This is a genomic window from Acerihabitans arboris (assembly GCF_010131535.1).
GTDB lineage: Bacteria > Pseudomonadota > Gammaproteobacteria > Enterobacterales > Enterobacteriaceae > Acerihabitans > Acerihabitans arboris.
Genome location: NZ_WUBS01000011.1, coordinates 72,624 through 88,336 on the forward strand (window position 1 = coordinate 72,624; position 15,713 = coordinate 88,336).

14 protein-coding genes are annotated in these 15,713 nt (G+C 57.9%); 8 read left to right on the top strand and 6 right to left on the bottom strand.

Features of this window, described 5'->3' with window-relative positions; genetic code table 11:
- Positions 1–7: 7 nt before the first annotated feature.
- Positions 8–1,984 carry a biosynthetic arginine decarboxylase gene (speA, locus tag GRH90_RS15780; protein WP_162366921.1) on the bottom strand — a complete coding sequence of 659 codons (1,977 nt, stop codon included), beginning with the start codon at positions 1,982–1,984 and terminating at the stop codon, positions 8–10.
- 875 nt (positions 1,985–2,859) lie between these two features.
- Here speA and metK point away from each other — a divergent pair.
- From metK to GRH90_RS15795, 3 genes are all read left to right on the top strand, one after another.
- The gene (gene metK, locus GRH90_RS15785) at positions 2,860–4,020 is read left to right on the top strand and encodes a methionine adenosyltransferase (protein ID WP_162366922.1); all 1,161 of its coding nucleotides are present in this window, start codon (positions 2,860–2,862) and stop codon (positions 4,018–4,020) included.
- A gap of 382 nt (positions 4,021–4,402) precedes the next feature.
- Entirely contained in the window at positions 4,403–5,812 is a 1,410-nt protein-coding gene (locus GRH90_RS15790) for a sugar porter family MFS transporter (RefSeq protein ID WP_162366923.1), read from the top strand.
- A gap of 209 nt (positions 5,813–6,021) precedes the next feature.
- Positions 6,022–6,549: a SprT family zinc-dependent metalloprotease gene (locus GRH90_RS15795; protein ID WP_162366924.1), complete on the top strand. Its 528-nt coding sequence runs from the start codon at positions 6,022–6,024 to the stop codon at positions 6,547–6,549.
- 16 nt (positions 6,550–6,565) lie between these two features.
- Here GRH90_RS15795 and GRH90_RS15800 read toward each other — a convergent pair whose 3' ends face one another.
- Positions 6,566–7,630 carry an alpha/beta fold hydrolase gene (locus tag GRH90_RS15800; protein ID WP_246236087.1) on the bottom strand — a complete coding sequence of 355 codons (1,065 nt, stop codon included), beginning with the start codon at positions 7,628–7,630 and terminating at the stop codon, positions 6,566–6,568.
- A gap of 185 nt (positions 7,631–7,815) precedes the next feature.
- Between GRH90_RS15800 and endA the strand changes: the two genes are divergently transcribed.
- The 5 genes from endA to ruvX all read left to right on the top strand — a co-directional run bounded on the left by endA (position 7,816) and on the right by ruvX (position 11,488).
- A complete protein-coding gene (gene endA, locus GRH90_RS15805) occupies positions 7,816–8,514 on the top strand; it encodes a deoxyribonuclease I (RefSeq protein ID WP_162366925.1) in 699 nt (232 codons plus the stop codon).
- 154 nt (positions 8,515–8,668) lie between these two features.
- Complete coding sequence (rsmE, locus tag GRH90_RS15810; protein ID WP_162367050.1) at positions 8,669–9,400, top strand: 16S rRNA (uracil(1498)-N(3))-methyltransferase; 732 nt, start codon at positions 8,669–8,671, stop codon at positions 9,398–9,400.
- A gap of 10 nt (positions 9,401–9,410) precedes the next feature.
- On the top strand, positions 9,411–10,370 hold the full coding sequence (gshB, locus tag GRH90_RS15815) for a glutathione synthase (protein ID WP_162366926.1): 960 nt from the start codon (positions 9,411–9,413) through the stop codon (positions 10,368–10,370).
- Between the two features lie 111 nt (positions 10,371–10,481).
- Positions 10,482–11,045, top strand: a complete 564-nt coding sequence (locus GRH90_RS15820) for a YqgE/AlgH family protein (protein ID WP_162366927.1) — start codon at positions 10,482–10,484, stop codon at positions 11,043–11,045.
- Complete coding sequence (gene ruvX / locus GRH90_RS15825) at positions 11,045–11,488, top strand: Holliday junction resolvase RuvX (protein WP_162366928.1); 444 nt, start codon at positions 11,045–11,047, stop codon at positions 11,486–11,488. The genes GRH90_RS15820 and ruvX overlap by 1 nt, the downstream gene beginning before the upstream one ends.
- A 41-nt stretch (positions 11,489–11,529) precedes the next feature.
- On the opposite strand, the gene rhaM is transcribed toward ruvX, so the two are convergent.
- The 4 genes from rhaM to rhaB are packed head-to-tail and all read right to left on the bottom strand — an operon-like array spanning position 11,530 to position 15,420.
- Positions 11,530–11,844, bottom strand: a complete 315-nt coding sequence (rhaM, locus tag GRH90_RS15830; RefSeq protein ID WP_162366929.1) for an L-rhamnose mutarotase — start codon at positions 11,842–11,844, stop codon at positions 11,530–11,532.
- Between the two features lie 10 nt (positions 11,845–11,854).
- On the bottom strand, positions 11,855–12,682 hold the full coding sequence (gene rhaD, locus GRH90_RS15835; protein WP_162366930.1) for a rhamnulose-1-phosphate aldolase: 828 nt from the start codon (positions 12,680–12,682) through the stop codon (positions 11,855–11,857).
- 6 nt (positions 12,683–12,688) lie between these two features.
- Positions 12,689–13,951: an L-rhamnose isomerase gene (locus tag GRH90_RS15840; protein ID WP_162366931.1), complete on the bottom strand. Its 1,263-nt coding sequence runs from the start codon at positions 13,949–13,951 to the stop codon at positions 12,689–12,691.
- Positions 13,951–15,420: a rhamnulokinase gene (rhaB, locus tag GRH90_RS15845; RefSeq protein ID WP_162366932.1), complete on the bottom strand. Its 1,470-nt coding sequence runs from the start codon at positions 15,418–15,420 to the stop codon at positions 13,951–13,953. The genes GRH90_RS15840 and rhaB overlap by 1 nt, the downstream gene beginning before the upstream one ends.
- Between the last annotated feature and the right edge of the window lie 293 nt (positions 15,421–15,713).

Here is a 15,713-nt window from a genome sequence, read left to right on the forward strand (position 1 = left end):
TCCTTTCTTATTCATCTTCAAGGTAAGTGTAACCGTACAGGCCGGCCTCGAACTCTTCGAGGAATTCCGCCTGCAGCGCGGCGTCCAGATCGGTTTCTTTGACCTGATCGCGGAAACGGGTCAACAGCACCGCCGGATCCAGCTGAACATACTGCAGCATATCGGCCACCGAATCGCCTTCGTCGGATTCGTTCAGTTCCACGCTGCCGTCCTTGAAGACAAAAACGTCCACCGCGGCGGTGTCGCCGAACAGATTATGCATATTGCCGAGGATTTCCTGGTAGGCGCCCACCATAAAGAAGCCCAGCAGCGGCGGGTTGTCGACATCATACGGCGGCATCGGCATGGTGGTGGCGATGCCGTCGCCGTCGATGTAATGATCGATGGTGCCGTCGGAATCACAGGTAATATCCAGCAGCACGGCGCGGCCTTCCGGCGGTTTATCCAGCCCTTCCAGCGGCAGCACCGGGAACAGCTGATCGATACCCCAGGCGTCCGGCATCGACTGGAACAGCGAGAAGTTGACGTACAGCTTATCGGCCATGCGCTCCTGCAGTTCGTCGATAATCGGCCGGTGCGCCCGGTTGCTCGGATCCAGCTGCGTCTGGATCATGCGGCAGATATTCAGGTAGAGCTGCTCGGCCCAGGCGCGCTGGGTCAGATCCAGCATGCCGTGGGTATATTGGGTATGGACGTCGTGCAGGTCCATCTGGCTGTCGTGCAGCCATTCGCGCAGCGAGCGCCGGTTTTTCGGTTCCTGCATTTCCTGCCAGGTCTGCCACATGCTTTCCAGCGGGCGCGGCGCGTCTTCGGCGGGCGGCAGCGGTTCACTGAACTCGTTGCGCTCCACGCCGATGACATTCGACACCAGTACCGTATGGTGGGCGGTCACCGCGCGGCCGGACTCGGTAATCACCGTCGGATGCGGCAGGTTGTATTCGTTGCAGGCGTCGCCGATGCCCCAAATCACGTTGTTGGCGTATTCGTTCAGGCCGTAGTTGGCCGAGCAGTCGGACTGCGAGCGGGTGCCTTCGTAATCGACCCCCAGACCGCCGCCGACGTCAAAACATTCGATATTGACGCCCAGACGGTGCAGTTCCACATAAAAGCGCGCCGATTCCCGCACGCCCGAGGCGATATCGCGGATATTGGACAATTGGGAACCCAAATGGAAATGCAGCAGCTGCAGGCTGTCAAGACGCCCCTTGCTGCGCAGCAGCTCCACCAGTTGCAGTACCTGGACCGCCGCCAGCCCGAATTTGGATTTTTCGCCGCCGCTGGATTGCCATTTGCCGGAGCCCTGCGAAGCCAGGCGAGCGCGCACGCCCAGGCGGGGCACCACGTTCAGGCGCTCGGCTTCTTCCAGCACCAGCTTGATTTCAGTGAGTTTTTCAATTACCAGATAGACCTTATGGCCCAGTTTTTCGCCGATCAGCGCCAGACGGATATATTCACGGTCTTTATAACCATTACAGACGATCACGGTACGGGTCATGCCGGCATGGGCCAGCACCGCCATCAGTTCCGCCTTGGAACCGGCCTCCAGCCCCAGCGGCTCGCCGGAATTCACCAGGGATTCAATCACCCGGCGATGTTGGTTTACCTTAATGGGATAAACCAGGAAATAGTCGCCCTGGTAACCAAAGGATTCACGGGCGCGCTTAAAGGCGCCGTTAATGGAACGCAGCCGGTGTTGCAGGATCTGCGGAAAGCAAAACAGCGCCGGCAACCGTTGCCCGTCGTTTTGCCGTTCCTTGACCAGTTCCGCCAGGTCGACCCGCGCCTCGGGAAAATCGGGATCGGGGCAAACGCTGATATGGCCCAGTTCATTGACATCAAAATAGTTGTTGCCCCAATACGCGACATTGTAGGTGCGCATCATTTTGCTGGCATCGCTGTCATTCATGGCTACCTCCTGCATGGAACGCAAGTTTTCATGGGGTCCGGCCCGGTGCGACCCTTGGTACTTTTGATCATCAGACATGATGTAAATCTCTCCCGGGGTTCACGTTGGCGTTCCCGTTCATCAATGTTAGAGCGTGGACACCACCGTCGGTGGCATGGTTGTTATGCGCTAGCCCGCAGCCTGCCAACGGCAATAAACGCCGCCGGACGCAATCTGCATCCGGTACATCGGTACAGTAATTGTAAAACACCTTGATGAACTCCGTGAGACAGGGTGGTGGATACCCCTAATCGGGGTCCGCATGAAAGGCCGAATAGCCCTGATTCAGTTTAGGGTAAACGATCGGCCGGCCCTGGAATCCTGGGTCGCGCCCGGATGTCGACAGCCTGGCGGGCAACATCGGCGTGGAAATAGCGGGAATGCTGGAGAAACAGGGTGCGCCGGACATGCCGGGCAGGCAAGAGTGCGGTCAGGAATGACCGGAGAATTACAAATCATTAACTGTGCCACCTCCCACAAATTCCGACTGCCGACGGGTTATGCCGTGCCGGGACAGATAAAAAGTTACCGGATGTAAATGAAAGACCTTCACATACCGCGGTTCATGCGCGCGAATTTATACAGCCTGCCCCGCAAAAAAGCAAAATTTAAATCAATGCCGGGCAGTATACCGCACGATCGGGTGCCGGTACGGCCTGCGCTTGGGCGACAACGCAAAAAAATTGCTGGTAATTCGGCAAGCGGGTGTCCTAGAATAGCCATCCAGAAGTTAATCCATCTAAACTGGGTAACTTAACTATTTATTACTTAATGTTATTACTTACTGCTAACGACGTTTTCCGCGGGACGTTGCAGGACGCGTAACGCCATCATCAGAAAATCGCTTTTCCCTGATGGCTCAATCCCAGCGCTACGCAGTCATTCCTAACCCGTATGTTAAGGTAAAGAGACCGATGGCTAAACACCTATTTACGTCCGAATCCGTTTCAGAAGGACATCCTGATAAAATCGCGGACCAGATTTCCGATGCCGTGCTTGACGCGATCCTGGCCCAGGATCCCAAGGCGCGCGTGGCCTGCGAAACATTTGTAAAAACCGGTATGGTGCTGGTCGGCGGTGAAATCACCACCAGCGCGTGGGTGGATATAGAAGAACTGACTCGCAGCACCATCCGCGAAATCGGCTATATCAATTCGGATATGGGTTTCGACGCCAACTCTTGCGCCGTGCTCAGCGCCATCGGCAAGCAGTCGCCCGATATCAACCAGGGTGTGGATCGCAGCGATCCGCTCGAGCAGGGCGCCGGCGACCAGGGGCTGATGTTCGGCTACGCCACCAATGAAACCGAAGTGCTGATGCCGGCGCCGATCACCTACGCCCACCGCCTGGTGGCGCGCCAGTCCCAGGTGCGCAAAAGCGGCGCCCTGCCCTGGCTGCGCCCGGATGCCAAAAGCCAGATCACCTTTGCCTACGATAACGACAAAATCGTCGGCATCGACGCGGTGGTGCTCTCCACCCAGCATTCCGAGGACGTGTCGCTTAGTTCCCTGCAGGAAGCGGTAATGGAAGAGATCATCAAACCGGTCCTGCCCGCCGAGTGGCTGTCGCCCACCACCAAGTATTTTATCAACCCCACCGGCCGGTTTGTCATTGGCGGCCCCATGGGCGACTGCGGCCTGACCGGACGCAAAATCATCGTTGATACCTACGGCGGCATGGCGCGCCACGGCGGCGGCGCGTTTTCGGGCAAGGATCCGTCCAAGGTCGACCGTTCCGCGGCCTACGCCGCCCGCTATGTGGCGAAAAATATTGTCGCCGCCGGCCTGGCCGACCGCTGTGAAATCCAGGTCTCGTACGCCATCGGCGTGGCGGAACCCACATCCATTACTATCGAAACCTTCGGCACCGGCAAAGTTTCCATTGAAAAACTGACCCAGCTGGTACGCGAGTTCTTCGACCTGCGTCCGCACGGCCTTATCACCATGCTGGATCTGCTGCAGCCGATCTATCGTGAAACGGCGGCCTACGGCCACTTCGGCCGCGAACATTTCCCGTGGGAAAAAACCGATAAAGCCGCGCTGCTGCGCGACGCCGCCGGATTAAAACCCGCGTGAGATAAGTCGCACAACCAGACATTTCTTCGTCTACACTAATATACGGTGATCTCAGGATCGCCGTTTTTTTTTATACTCTCTGAAAGCGATTACAAGAAAATAAAATCAATATTATCATCGAGTTAATAGCTTTAATATTTGAAAAATAATCTTGCTACCGCTTCGTTTTCAGCTATATGTTAGATATTGTCCGGTTAGACGCGCAACAGCTTTCTAAAACATAATTTTAGATTGGCAAGCGGCTGGGCTACGGATTTAAATACTGTGAAACCTGGATAAGTCTGTGTAAACGATTACATAGTTGTGATCCAGCGCACACTATATCCTCATACATTTACTTAACATTCATAATTAATAATTAAGTAGTTTTTAGGGAGGTACTATGAGTACTGCCAATATAAGCGCTGCCAAACCCCGATCCGGTAGCTCTCATGCCCGCATCACCTTTTTTGTCTGTTTCATGGCGGCGCTTGCCGGCCTGCTGTTCGGCCTGGATATCGGCGTGATTGCCGGGGCATTGCCGTTCCTGGCCGATGAGCTGCAAATTACCGCCCATCAACAGGAATGGGTGGTCAGTTCCATGATGTTCGGCGCCGCCGTCGGCGCGGTAGGTTCAGGCTGGCTTTCCGCCAAGCTCGGGCGTAAATACAGTTTGCTGATTGGCGCATTGTTATTCGTCATCGGCTCGTTATGCTCCGCCTTTTCCCCGAACGTGGAACTGCTGGTGGTCGCCAGGATCATCCTGGGCCTGGCCGTGGGTGTCGCTTCATACACCGCGCCGCTGTATCTGTCTGAGATCGCGCCGGAAAAAATTCGCGGCAGCATGATCTCCATGTATCAGCTGATGATCACCATCGGCATACTGGCGGCCTACCTGTCGGATACCGCGTTTAGCTATAGCGGCTCCTGGCGCTGGATGCTGGGCATCATTACCATCCCGGCGGTACTGTTGTTTATCGGCGTGCTGTTCCTGCCCGGCAGCCCGCGTTGGCTGGCGGCGAAAGGACGCTATATCGAAGCGCAGAAAGTTCTGAACATGCTGCGCGATACGTCCGAGCAGGCCAAGAAAGAACTGGAAGAAATTCGTGAAAGCCTGAAGGTGAAACAAAGCGGCTGGTCATTGTTTACCAATAACAGCAACTTCCGCCGGGTGGTTTATCTCGGCATCCTGCTGCAGGTTATGCAGCAGTTCACCGGTATGAACGTCATCATGTACTATGCGCCGAAAATATTCGGCATCGCCGGTTTCTCCAGCACCACGGATCAAATGTGGGGCACGGTGATCGTCGGACTGGTCAACGTACTGGCCACCTTTATCGCTATCGGACTGGTTGACCGCTGGGGCCGTAAACCGACCCTTAAGCTGGGCTTCCTGGTGATGGCGATAGGCATGGGCGTACTTGGCGCATTGCTGCATATCGGCGTTGAAACCGACTTCCGCAAATACTTCGCCGTTATCATGCTGATGATGTTTATCGTTGGTTTCGCGATGAGCGCCGGTCCGCTGATTTGGGTACTGTGCTCTGAAATCCAGCCGTTGAAAGGCCGCGATTTTGGCATCACCGTCTCCACCGCCACTAACTGGATCGCCAATATGATTGTCGGCGCCACCTTCCTTAGCATGCTTGACGTACTGGGTAACGCCAATACGTTCTGGGTCTATGGCGGGCTGAATATCCTGTTTATCCTGCTGACTTACTGGCTGATTCCGGAAACCAAGAACATTTCGCTCGAACATATCGAGCGCAATCTGATGACCGGCAAACGCCTGCGCGACATCGGCGACAAATAATCGCCAGCCTGTCCAGCCGGCGCAATAGCCGGTTGGCGGGGCCGGGGCGGCTTGCGCCGCCCCAACGCTCATCGGCACACCGCTACTCTCCCTCAAGAACCGCCCTCCATTTCCGGCGGCATACCCGGCTCCTTTACCGCGCATCCTGATATTCCCCCAACGTATTGCGTCACTTGCATCTGTTTACCCGGCCGGTTAATCTTGCCGATATGAAACCGAACCGCATCCCCATCGCCCTTCACCAGGCCGTTATGTCATGCCTGCGCGCCAAGCTGCGTCAGGCCGGGGACTATTTCAACACCACTTTTCCCGAACCGGTGCTGAACTATCAGCAACGCGGCACCTCGGCGGGCACCGCCTGGCTGGACAAATGGGAAATCCGGCTCAATCCGGTATTGCTGCTGGCCAACCGGGACACCTTTATCGACGAAGTCATCCCGCACGAATTGGCCCATCTGCTGGTGTTTCGCCAGTTCGGCCGCGTGGCGCCCCATGGCAAGCAATGGCGCTGGATGATGGAAAACGTGCTGCATACCGAGCCCCACCGCACCCACGGCTTTGACCTGGCGACGGTGCGCACCACTACTTTTCATTATCTGTGCGGATGCCAGCGCCATGAACTGACGGTGCGCCGCCATAACCGCATCATGCGCGGCGAATCCTTGTATCGCTGCCGCCAATGCGGCGATGTGCTGCGTTTTGCCGGGGATAATAATCCCGAAAACGTCGTGGAATGACGGCGCCGCGCCGCCCTCACCCGGCGGCAAAGAACCCGGCCAGTTCGCGGGCCACCGCCTCGGGCTGCTCCTCCGGCAGGAAATGCCCGCAATGCGGCATCATCACGCCCTGGACGTTGACGGCAAAAGCCCGTAGGGGCGCGGCCATATCGGCAATGGAGCCATAGTCGGCGCTCATTGCCAACACCGGCATCGTCAGCTTGCCGCCCGTGCTCAGCCGCCGGTTCTGCGCGGCGGAGACGGCCGCCTCCCGGTAATAGGCCAATCCGGCGCGCAGCGCGCCGTCTTGTTTAAAGATGCGCAGGTATTCGTCGATATCCGTAGTGCTGAAAGCCTGGGGGTTGGCGGTCTTGCGCCGCAAGAACCAGTCGAGGTACTCCCGTTCGCGCCCGCTGATCAAGACTTCCGGCAGATCCGCAATGGCGTGAAAGGCGAAATGCCAGGTGCGCCAGGCCCGCTCCGGCGCCGTGGGCAGCATGTCGGGCAACGTTATGCCCGGGATGCCGGCATCCAGCAGCGCCAGCGCGCGCACTTCGTCGCCGAACAATGCCGCGTAGGGGTAGGCCACCCAGGCGCCGACATCATGGCCGGCAAGGAAATATTGCCGGATATCCAATTGTCTTAGCAAGCCGTGCACCGCGTTGGCCAGGCTTTCGGTGTCGTAACCACCCTGCGGCCGATCCGAGTCCCCCTGCCCGGGCAAGTCGAGGGCGATAACCCGGTAGGTTTGCGCCAGCAGCGGCATGACTTTACGCCAGGCAAACCAGCTTTCGGGGAACCCCGCCAGCAGCACCAGCACGGCGCGGTCATCTCCAGCGGACGTTTCCCCGCCGGGAATAGTTACGCCATTGCCATCCCCGCCAGCCGCCTTTCCGAGGGAAATACTGCCGCTACCGACATCTCCGTTAACGACATCTCCGTTAACGACACTTCCGTTACTAACATAGTGCAGCCTGGTGCCCGCCACGATGGCAAACCGATGCTCAAATCCCGCCAGGTCACGCACCGCGCGGGCAGCGGGCGCGGCCCCGGCCACCCTCAGATCGTTCTTCGATGCCGATGCTTGTTTCGGGTCGGTCATATCATTTCTCCATATCGCGCTACACCAGCAACCAATATAGGAAATGATCATTCCCTAATCAAGTACTATCGCTTTATCATCCAGTTCCGAAAAAAAAGCCTTGCCTGGGCATTTTTGCCGCTTCGATTTGCCTGGAGCGCCGGGATTCGCTACCCTGCGTTTTTCCTTTTAGTGAATACCCGACGATGCCGCGTACGATAATTTGGTTCCTTTCTTTTTTCCTTATGCTGGCCTCCGGCGCCACGCTGGCGCAAAACATCAATAATTTCAGCCAGGCAAAAGCAGCGGCGGTGAAAATCAACCAGGATGCGCCGGGTTCGTTTTACTGTGGTTGCAAGATAAGCTGGCAAGGAAAAAAAGGCACGCCGGACCTGGAGTCATGCGGCTACCAGGTGCGTAAAAGCGCCCTGCGCGCCAACCGTATCGAATGGGAGCACGTGGTGCCGGCCTGGGAATTCGGCCACCAGCACCAGTGCTGGCAGGACGGCGGCCGCAAAAACTGCGCCGGGGACGCCGGCTATCGCCAGATGGAAACCGATCTGCATAACCTGCAGCCGGCGATAGGTGAAGTCAACGGCGATCGGGGCAATTTCCAGTACAGCCAGTGGCGCGGCGGCGAGGGCCAGTACGGCCAGTGCGCCATGAAAATCGACTTTAAAAATAAACAGGCCGAACCGCCCGCCCGCGCCCGCGGCGCCATTGCCCGGACCTATTTTTATATGCGCGACCGCTATCACCTCAGGCTGTCGAACCAGCAAACCCAGCTGTTCGAGGTTTGGGATCGGCAGTATCCGGTCACCGCCTGGGAGTGCGAGCGCAACCGGCGCATCGAAAAGGTACAGGGCAATGCCAACCCCTATATTCAGCGGGCTTGCCAGTCGTAAAACGGCTGCCTACTATAGGGCCATGAAAATCGGTACCGGTTCAATTTGATATCAGATGCGCGCCGCGGACTGCCGACAAATTTGCACACCGGCTTGCATGACTTTGTTTCTCATGGTGCGCGCCGTGTCCAACCAGGATAAAAACGATACCAACATGCGAATACCGCGTATTTATCATCCCGGACCACTCCCGGCCAACGGTAGCGTGGCCCTGAACGACGATGCCGCGCATCATTTGACCCGCGTGCTGCGCATGTCCGAAGGCCAGCCGTTGCATCTGTTCGACGGCGGCAATCATATTTTCGAAGCGGAAATTGCCGCCGCCGGCAAAAAAAACGTCACCGTAAATATTATCGCCTCGCGCCCGGCAAACATTGAATCTCCGTTGCAGTTGCATTTAGGCCAGGTGATGTCCCGGGGTGAGAAGATGGAGTTCACGATTCAAAAATCCATTGAATTAGGGGTTAATGTGATCACGCCATTGTTTTCCGAGCGCTGCGGGGTCAAGCTGGATAACGAACGGCTGGCCAAAAAAATCCAGCAATGGCAGAAAATCGCCATCGGCGCCTGCGAACAGTGCGGCCGTAACAGCTTGCCGCTTATCCGGGAAGCCATGGAACTTGAAGAATGGTGCGCGGAGCGGGACGAGGGGTTAAAGCTTAATCTGCACCCGCGCGCCGCGCACAGTATTAATACGCTGCCGCTGCCGGTCGAGAAGGTGCGGCTGCTGATTGGTCCGGAGGGCGGCCTGTCCTCCGCGGAAATTGCCATGACCTCACGCCACGGATTCACCGAAATCCAGCTGGGGCCCCGTGTTTTGCGCACTGAAACCACAGCTCTCACCGCCATCACCGCACTGCAGGTGCGTTTCGGCGATCTGGGGTAAAGGAGAACAAATGTTAAAGCTCGGCATTGTGATGGACCCTATTTCCTCCATCAATATCAAAAAAGACACCAGTTTCGCCATGCTGCTCGAAGCGCAACGCCGTGGATGGCAAATTCATTACATGGAAATGAGCTCGCTCTACCTGCGCGGCGGCGAAGCCCGCGCCTCCACCCGCCTGCTGGCCGTCAAACAGGACTATGACGAGTGGTATAGCTTCCACGGCGAGCAGGACATTGAGCTGGGCTCCCTGGACGTTATCCTGATGCGCAAGGATCCGCCGTTCGATACCGAATTTATCTACGCCACCTACATCCTTGAGCGGGCGGAAGATAAAGGCGCGCTTATCGTCAATAAGCCGCGCAGCCTGCGCGATTGCAACGAAAAGCTGTTTACCGCCTGGTTTGCCCACCACACTCCCGATACGCTGGTCAGCCGCCGCGACGATCATATCCGCGCCTTCTGGCGCGAGCACGGCGACATCATCCTCAAACCGCTGGACGGCATGGGCGGCACCTCGATATTCCGGGTAAAAAAAGAGGATCCCAACCTGTCGGTTATCATTGAAACCCTGACCGGCTACGGCCAGCATTTCTGCATGGCGCAAAACTTCCTGCCGGAAATCAAGGATGGCGACAAACGGGTGCTGGTGGTAGACGGCGAACCGGTGCCCTACTGCCTGGCGCGTATTCCGAAAACGGGCGAAACGCGCGGCAACCTGGCGGCCGGCGGCCGTGGCGAAGCGCGGCCGCTGACCGAAAGCGACTGGAAAATCGCCCGCGATGTCGGTCCGGTGCTAAAAGAAAAGGGCCTGATTTTTGTCGGCCTGGATATCATCGGCGACAAGCTGACGGAAATCAACGTCACCAGCCCGACCTGCGTACGGGAGATCGAAGCCGCCTTCCCCGTCTCCATAACCGGTATGCTGATGGACGCCATCGAGAAACGCCTGGGACATCCGGGCAAAAACTGATTTTGCGCCGGCTGCGGGCGGATTTCGCTTGCAGCCAGTGACATATCTTTCGTTTAGCCGCATACTGCTGTTCGCCTATTTATTAAACTAATTACCTTAAAAAAAGACAGCATGAATTTACAGCATCACTTTCTTATCGCCATGCCCTCGCTACAAGACCCCATGTTTAAACGCTCGGTGATTTATATCTGCGAGCATAACGATGACGGGGCCATGGGGCTTGTCATCAACAAGCCGGTTGAGCAGTTCACCGTCGAAACCGTGCTGCTCAAGCTCAAGATCATGCCCGCCGAACGCGATCCGGCGATCCGCCTGGATAAACCGGTGTTTGCCGGCGGTCCGCTGGCGGACGATCGGGGCTTTATCCTGCATACGCCCTGCGAAGGATTTGGCTCGAGCATCGGCATCTCCGACGAAACCATGATCACCACGTCCAAGGACGTGCTGGAAACGCTCGGCACCGCGCAGCAGCCGCAGGATGTGCTGGTGGCGCTGGGTTACGCCGGCTGGGACAAAGGACAGCTGGAACAGGAACTGCTGGAAAACGCCTGGCTGACCATCCCGGCCGATGGCGATATCCTGTTTCGCACGCCCATCGCGTCGCGCTGGCGGGACGCGGCCAGAAAGCTGGGTATCGATATCCACAATATCGCCAACGAAGCGGGCCACGCCTGATGACCAACCGTACCATGATGGCGTTTGATTTCGGCACTAAAAGCATCGGCGTGGCGATCGGCCAGGAGATCACCTGCACCGCCCGTCCGCTGGCGGCGTTTAAGGCCCAGGAAGGCGTTCCCGACTGGCAACAGGTGGAAAAATTATTGCGGGAATGGCAGCCGGACGTGATCGTCGTGGGGCTGCCGCTGAATATGGACGGCACCGAGCAGCCGCTCACGGTGCGGGCGCGCAAGTTCGCCAACCGGCTGCACGGTCGTTTCGGTTTTGATGTGGTGCTGCACGATGAACGCCTGAGCACCGTCGAGGCGCGCGCCGATTTGTTCGAGCGCGGCGGCTACCGCGCGCTAAGCAAAGGGCGGGTCGACGCCGGCTCCGCGGTGGTCATACTGGAAAGCTGGTTTGAACAGCTGCTGGCCGTGCGCCATCCTAACGCCAGGTAATTCACTCCAGGCAACTTATCCCCAATACGTTTCCAGATGGCTTATTCCAGGTAAAACACCGGCCGCAGCGCCTCGCTGACCGGGCTGTTATCCGCATTGGCCGGCATCACGTCGGTCATATGTTTCCACCAGCGCCGGCATACCTCGGTACCGGCCACCTCGTCCCAGCGCGCCTCCGACTCAATCTCCACGCTGGCAAACAGCAAATGGCGCCGCTCGTCCAAAAAGATACTGTAGTGATGGGCGCCATGGGCCTTAAGGATTTGTTCCAGCTCCGGCCAAATCGGGTTATGACGCCGCCGGTACTCCTCGTGGGCGTCGGGATTGACCTGCATGACAAAAGCCTTCCTGATCATGATCATTGCCTCACTCAACGTCCAGCGCCGAGGCCATCGGCATAACGCCGAAGCGCTGTCCCAGGGCAATCAGCTCGTCGCGGCTGATGGTCTGCCTTTTACCGCCCATCGACCGGACCTTGACCATGATTTCCGCCGATTTTTCCGCGGTATCAATCAGGCCGAAGGCGTCGTCCAGGGTCGGGCCGCTGGCAAAAATACCGTGGAAGGGCCATAACACCAGCGAATGGGAATGCATTTGCTCCGACGTCGCGGCGCCGATGCCGTCGGTGCCGGGCACCATCCAGGGCACGATGCCCACCCCATCCGGGAATACCACCAGGCATTCGGTACTGCCTTCCCACAGTTCGCGGGTAAAGCGCGCGCTGTCCAGCTCCAGCACAAAACTCAGCGCAATCAGGTTGGTGGCGTGGCAATGCATAATCACCCGGTTGGCATCCTGGGTGACCTGTTTGCGCACCACATGGGACTGGAAATGCGATGCCAGTTCCGAGGTCGGCAGGCCGCCGGCGGCCAGGCCCCACAGGATGCTGTAGGCGCTGCCGGCGGCGTTCACCTGCAGCAGCACCAGGTTATCCGACGGCGATAGCTGGACATTGCGGAAAAACTTGCCTGAGCCGGTGACCAGGAAATAGGTGTTGGCTAATTCCGGCACCGGCTGGGTCAGCGCCTCGGTGCGCGGACGGGAGGCGAATTCCCCATGGTAGGGCGCCACATCCTCCGGAGCCAGGCGTAGGCTGACGTTGCCGCCATTGCGCTCATCCCACCCTTTCAGCCACATGTCGGTGGTCGCTTTCACCATTCCCTGCACGAACCAGGAAGAAAGTATTGTCTGCATAGCTTGTTATCCTTTGCGTGTTTTTAATATTGAGGTTTCATACTCACGCACCGCCTGTAGCCAATCGCCACCCACCGGTACATTGTGCAACTGGCAATACTTGTCCCATACCGCCTGCCAGGGCAGTGATTTTTGCTCCTCCAGCAGCGCCAGGCGCGCCGTATAGTCGCCGTGCTGTTCCAACTGGCGTAATTGCTCGGTAGGCTCCAGCAGCGCCCTGAGCAGCGCTTTTTTCATATTGCGGGTGCCAATCACCCAGGCGGCGATGCGATTGATGGAGGCATCAAAGAAATCCAGGCCGATATGAACGCGGTTGAACAGCTTCTGGCGCACGATTTCCGTGGCGATGGCCTGGGTTTCGTCGTCCAGCAGCACCACATGATCGCTATCCCAGCGCACCGGGCGGCTGACGTGCAGCAGCAGGCGGGGCACGAACAAAATGGCGCTGGAAATTTTGTCGGAAATCACCTCGGTGGGATGGAAATGCCCGGCGTCAAGGCACAGCGCGGTGCCGCGGCTGGTGGCATAACCGAGATAAAATTCGCTGGAGCCGACGGTGTAGCTTTCCGCGCCGATGCCGAATAATTTACTTTCCACCGCATCGATATGGTGGTTGCGGTCCAGCTTTTCCGCCATTACCGCGTCCAGCGCCTCCAGCAGCCGCTGGCGGGGGGCCAGGCGATCGATGGTGAGATCCTTCATGCCGTCCGGGATCCAGATATTCATCACCGACGGCGTGCCCAGCTCGCGGCCGAAATAGGCCGAGACGCGGCGGCTGGCCTGGCAATGCTCAATCCAGAACTGGCGGATGCCGTCGTCGGCATGGGAAAGGGTAAAACCGTCGGCGCTCAGCGGATGGGAAAAGCAGGTCGGATTGAAATCCAGGCCCAGGCGCTGCTCCCGCGCCCAGCTGACCCACCGGGCAAAATGCTGCGGCTCGATTTCATTACGTTCCACCTTGCCGTCGGCCTCCAGGTAGATGGCGTGCAGGTTCAGCCGTTTAGGCCCCGGAATCAGGCTGAACGCCTGCTCCAGATCGGCGCGCAGCTCCTGGGCGTTATGCGCCTTGCCGGGGTAGTTGCCGGTAGCCTGGATACCGCCGGTCAGCGAGCCGCCCGTATTTTCAAATCCGGCCACATCGTCGCCCTGCCAGCAGTGCATGGATACCGGCAGGGTATCCAGTAATTCCAGGGCGCCCTCGACGTTAACGTTAATATCCGCAAACCGCTGTTTTGCCAGTAGCCAGGCTTGTTCAATGGATTGACTCATTACAAGATTTCCTCTTTCAGATGGCAGAGCGCCAAAAAACGTTGCCAGTGCGTGGCAAAATGGGGATCGGGGTCAGGGCTGTAATGGCGTAACGGAAAATTCGCCTCCACCGCGCCGCGCCAGTGGGCGACGTCGGTCACCTCGCCAAGCGCCATCAGCTGGCAGCCGATATTGCCGAGCGTCGACGCTTCCACCGGCCCGGCGGTCACCGGTATCCGGCAACTGTCGGCACAAAGCTGGTTGAGCAAATGGTTCCGGCAGCCGCCGCCGACGATATACAGCCGGGTCAGCGCCGCGCCGCGCAGCATACCCAGCTCAAGCAGCGCCTGCCGGTAGAGCATGGCCAGGCTGTCGAAAATACAGCGCGCAAGCGAAGCGGCATCCTCCGGCACCGGCTGTTGGTGTTCCCGGCAGGCCTGCCGGATGGCGTCCACCATCGAGCGGGGGTTGATAAAACGTTCATCGTTGGGATTGATAAGACTGGCGCACGCCGGACGACCGGCGGCGTCGGCCAGCAACGCCTCGAGATCCGGCACCGCCAGCTCCGCGCAGACGCGCTGCAGCAGCCATAACCCCATGATGTTTTTCAGTACCCGGTAGCGTCCGTCGACGCCGCCTTCGTTGGTGATATTCATCGCCAACGCCGCGGCGTCGTTAAACGGCCGGTCGCTGTCCAGTCCTATCAGCGACCAGGTGCCGGAGCTAAGGTAGGCGCAGCCGTCGTCATGCAGTGGTGCGCCAACCACGGCGCTGGCGGTATCGTGGGTCGCCACGGCGATGGCCGGCACGGCACGGCCGCCCGGGCTGATCCAATGCCCCAGCATATTGCCGGGCGGCGTGGGTTTACCCAACCAGCCCCTGGGAATATCCAGGTAATCCAGCAACGATTGATCCCAGTCGCGGGTGGCCAGATTGAGTAATTGGGTGGTACTGGCGTTGGTATATTCCCAGTTCAGCGTTCCTGTGAGCCGAAAGTAAAAATAATCCGCGATCATCAGCAAATGGGCCACCTGACCCAGCCGTTCGGGCTGCTGGCGGCGCCAGGCCTTCAGCTGATACAGGGTATTAAAAGATAAAAACTGAATGCCGGTAAGCTGGTAAATATGCTCGCGTCCCAAATCGCGTGCCACGCCGGCCATGATGCCGTCGGTACGGTGATCGCGATACGACACCGGGCAGGTTACGCGCCCGCCCCGCTCGTCCAGTAATACGTAATCCACGCCCCAGGTATCGATACCGATACCGTCGATAATCGTGCCGGCGTTATCCAGGGTGGTCAGTCCCGACAGGATCTCCCGTTCAAGCCGGTCCAGATCCCAGCAATCCTGGCCATCCTGTGAAATAAAGGTGTTGGGAAACCGGTGTACCTGTTGCAGCGTTATTTTTTGCGTTGCCGAATGCCATTGAGCCAGCATGACCCGTCCACTGGAAGCACCGAGGTCGACAGCTACAATATTTCGTACGGCCATAGTGAATGTTCCTCTTTCATTCCATGACCGGCAGTGTATGTAGAATAAGGCGGCGCCACCTTCCGGTGAATGCCAACATGGAAGGGCTGGTGGCAGAATAGTAAAGATGAATGTGAAATCGATCACAAAAATAGCATTGGCTTGATAACAGGATATTAACGCGCGCAGCGAAATAAATTATTGACCACCCGCCTGTGATCTTGACCGCAATTTTGCATATTGCCCGGCGGATCTTAAAAAAATAACCGGAATGCCAGCGTTGCCGGTCATTTATTCAAGGTGAATCATAATTC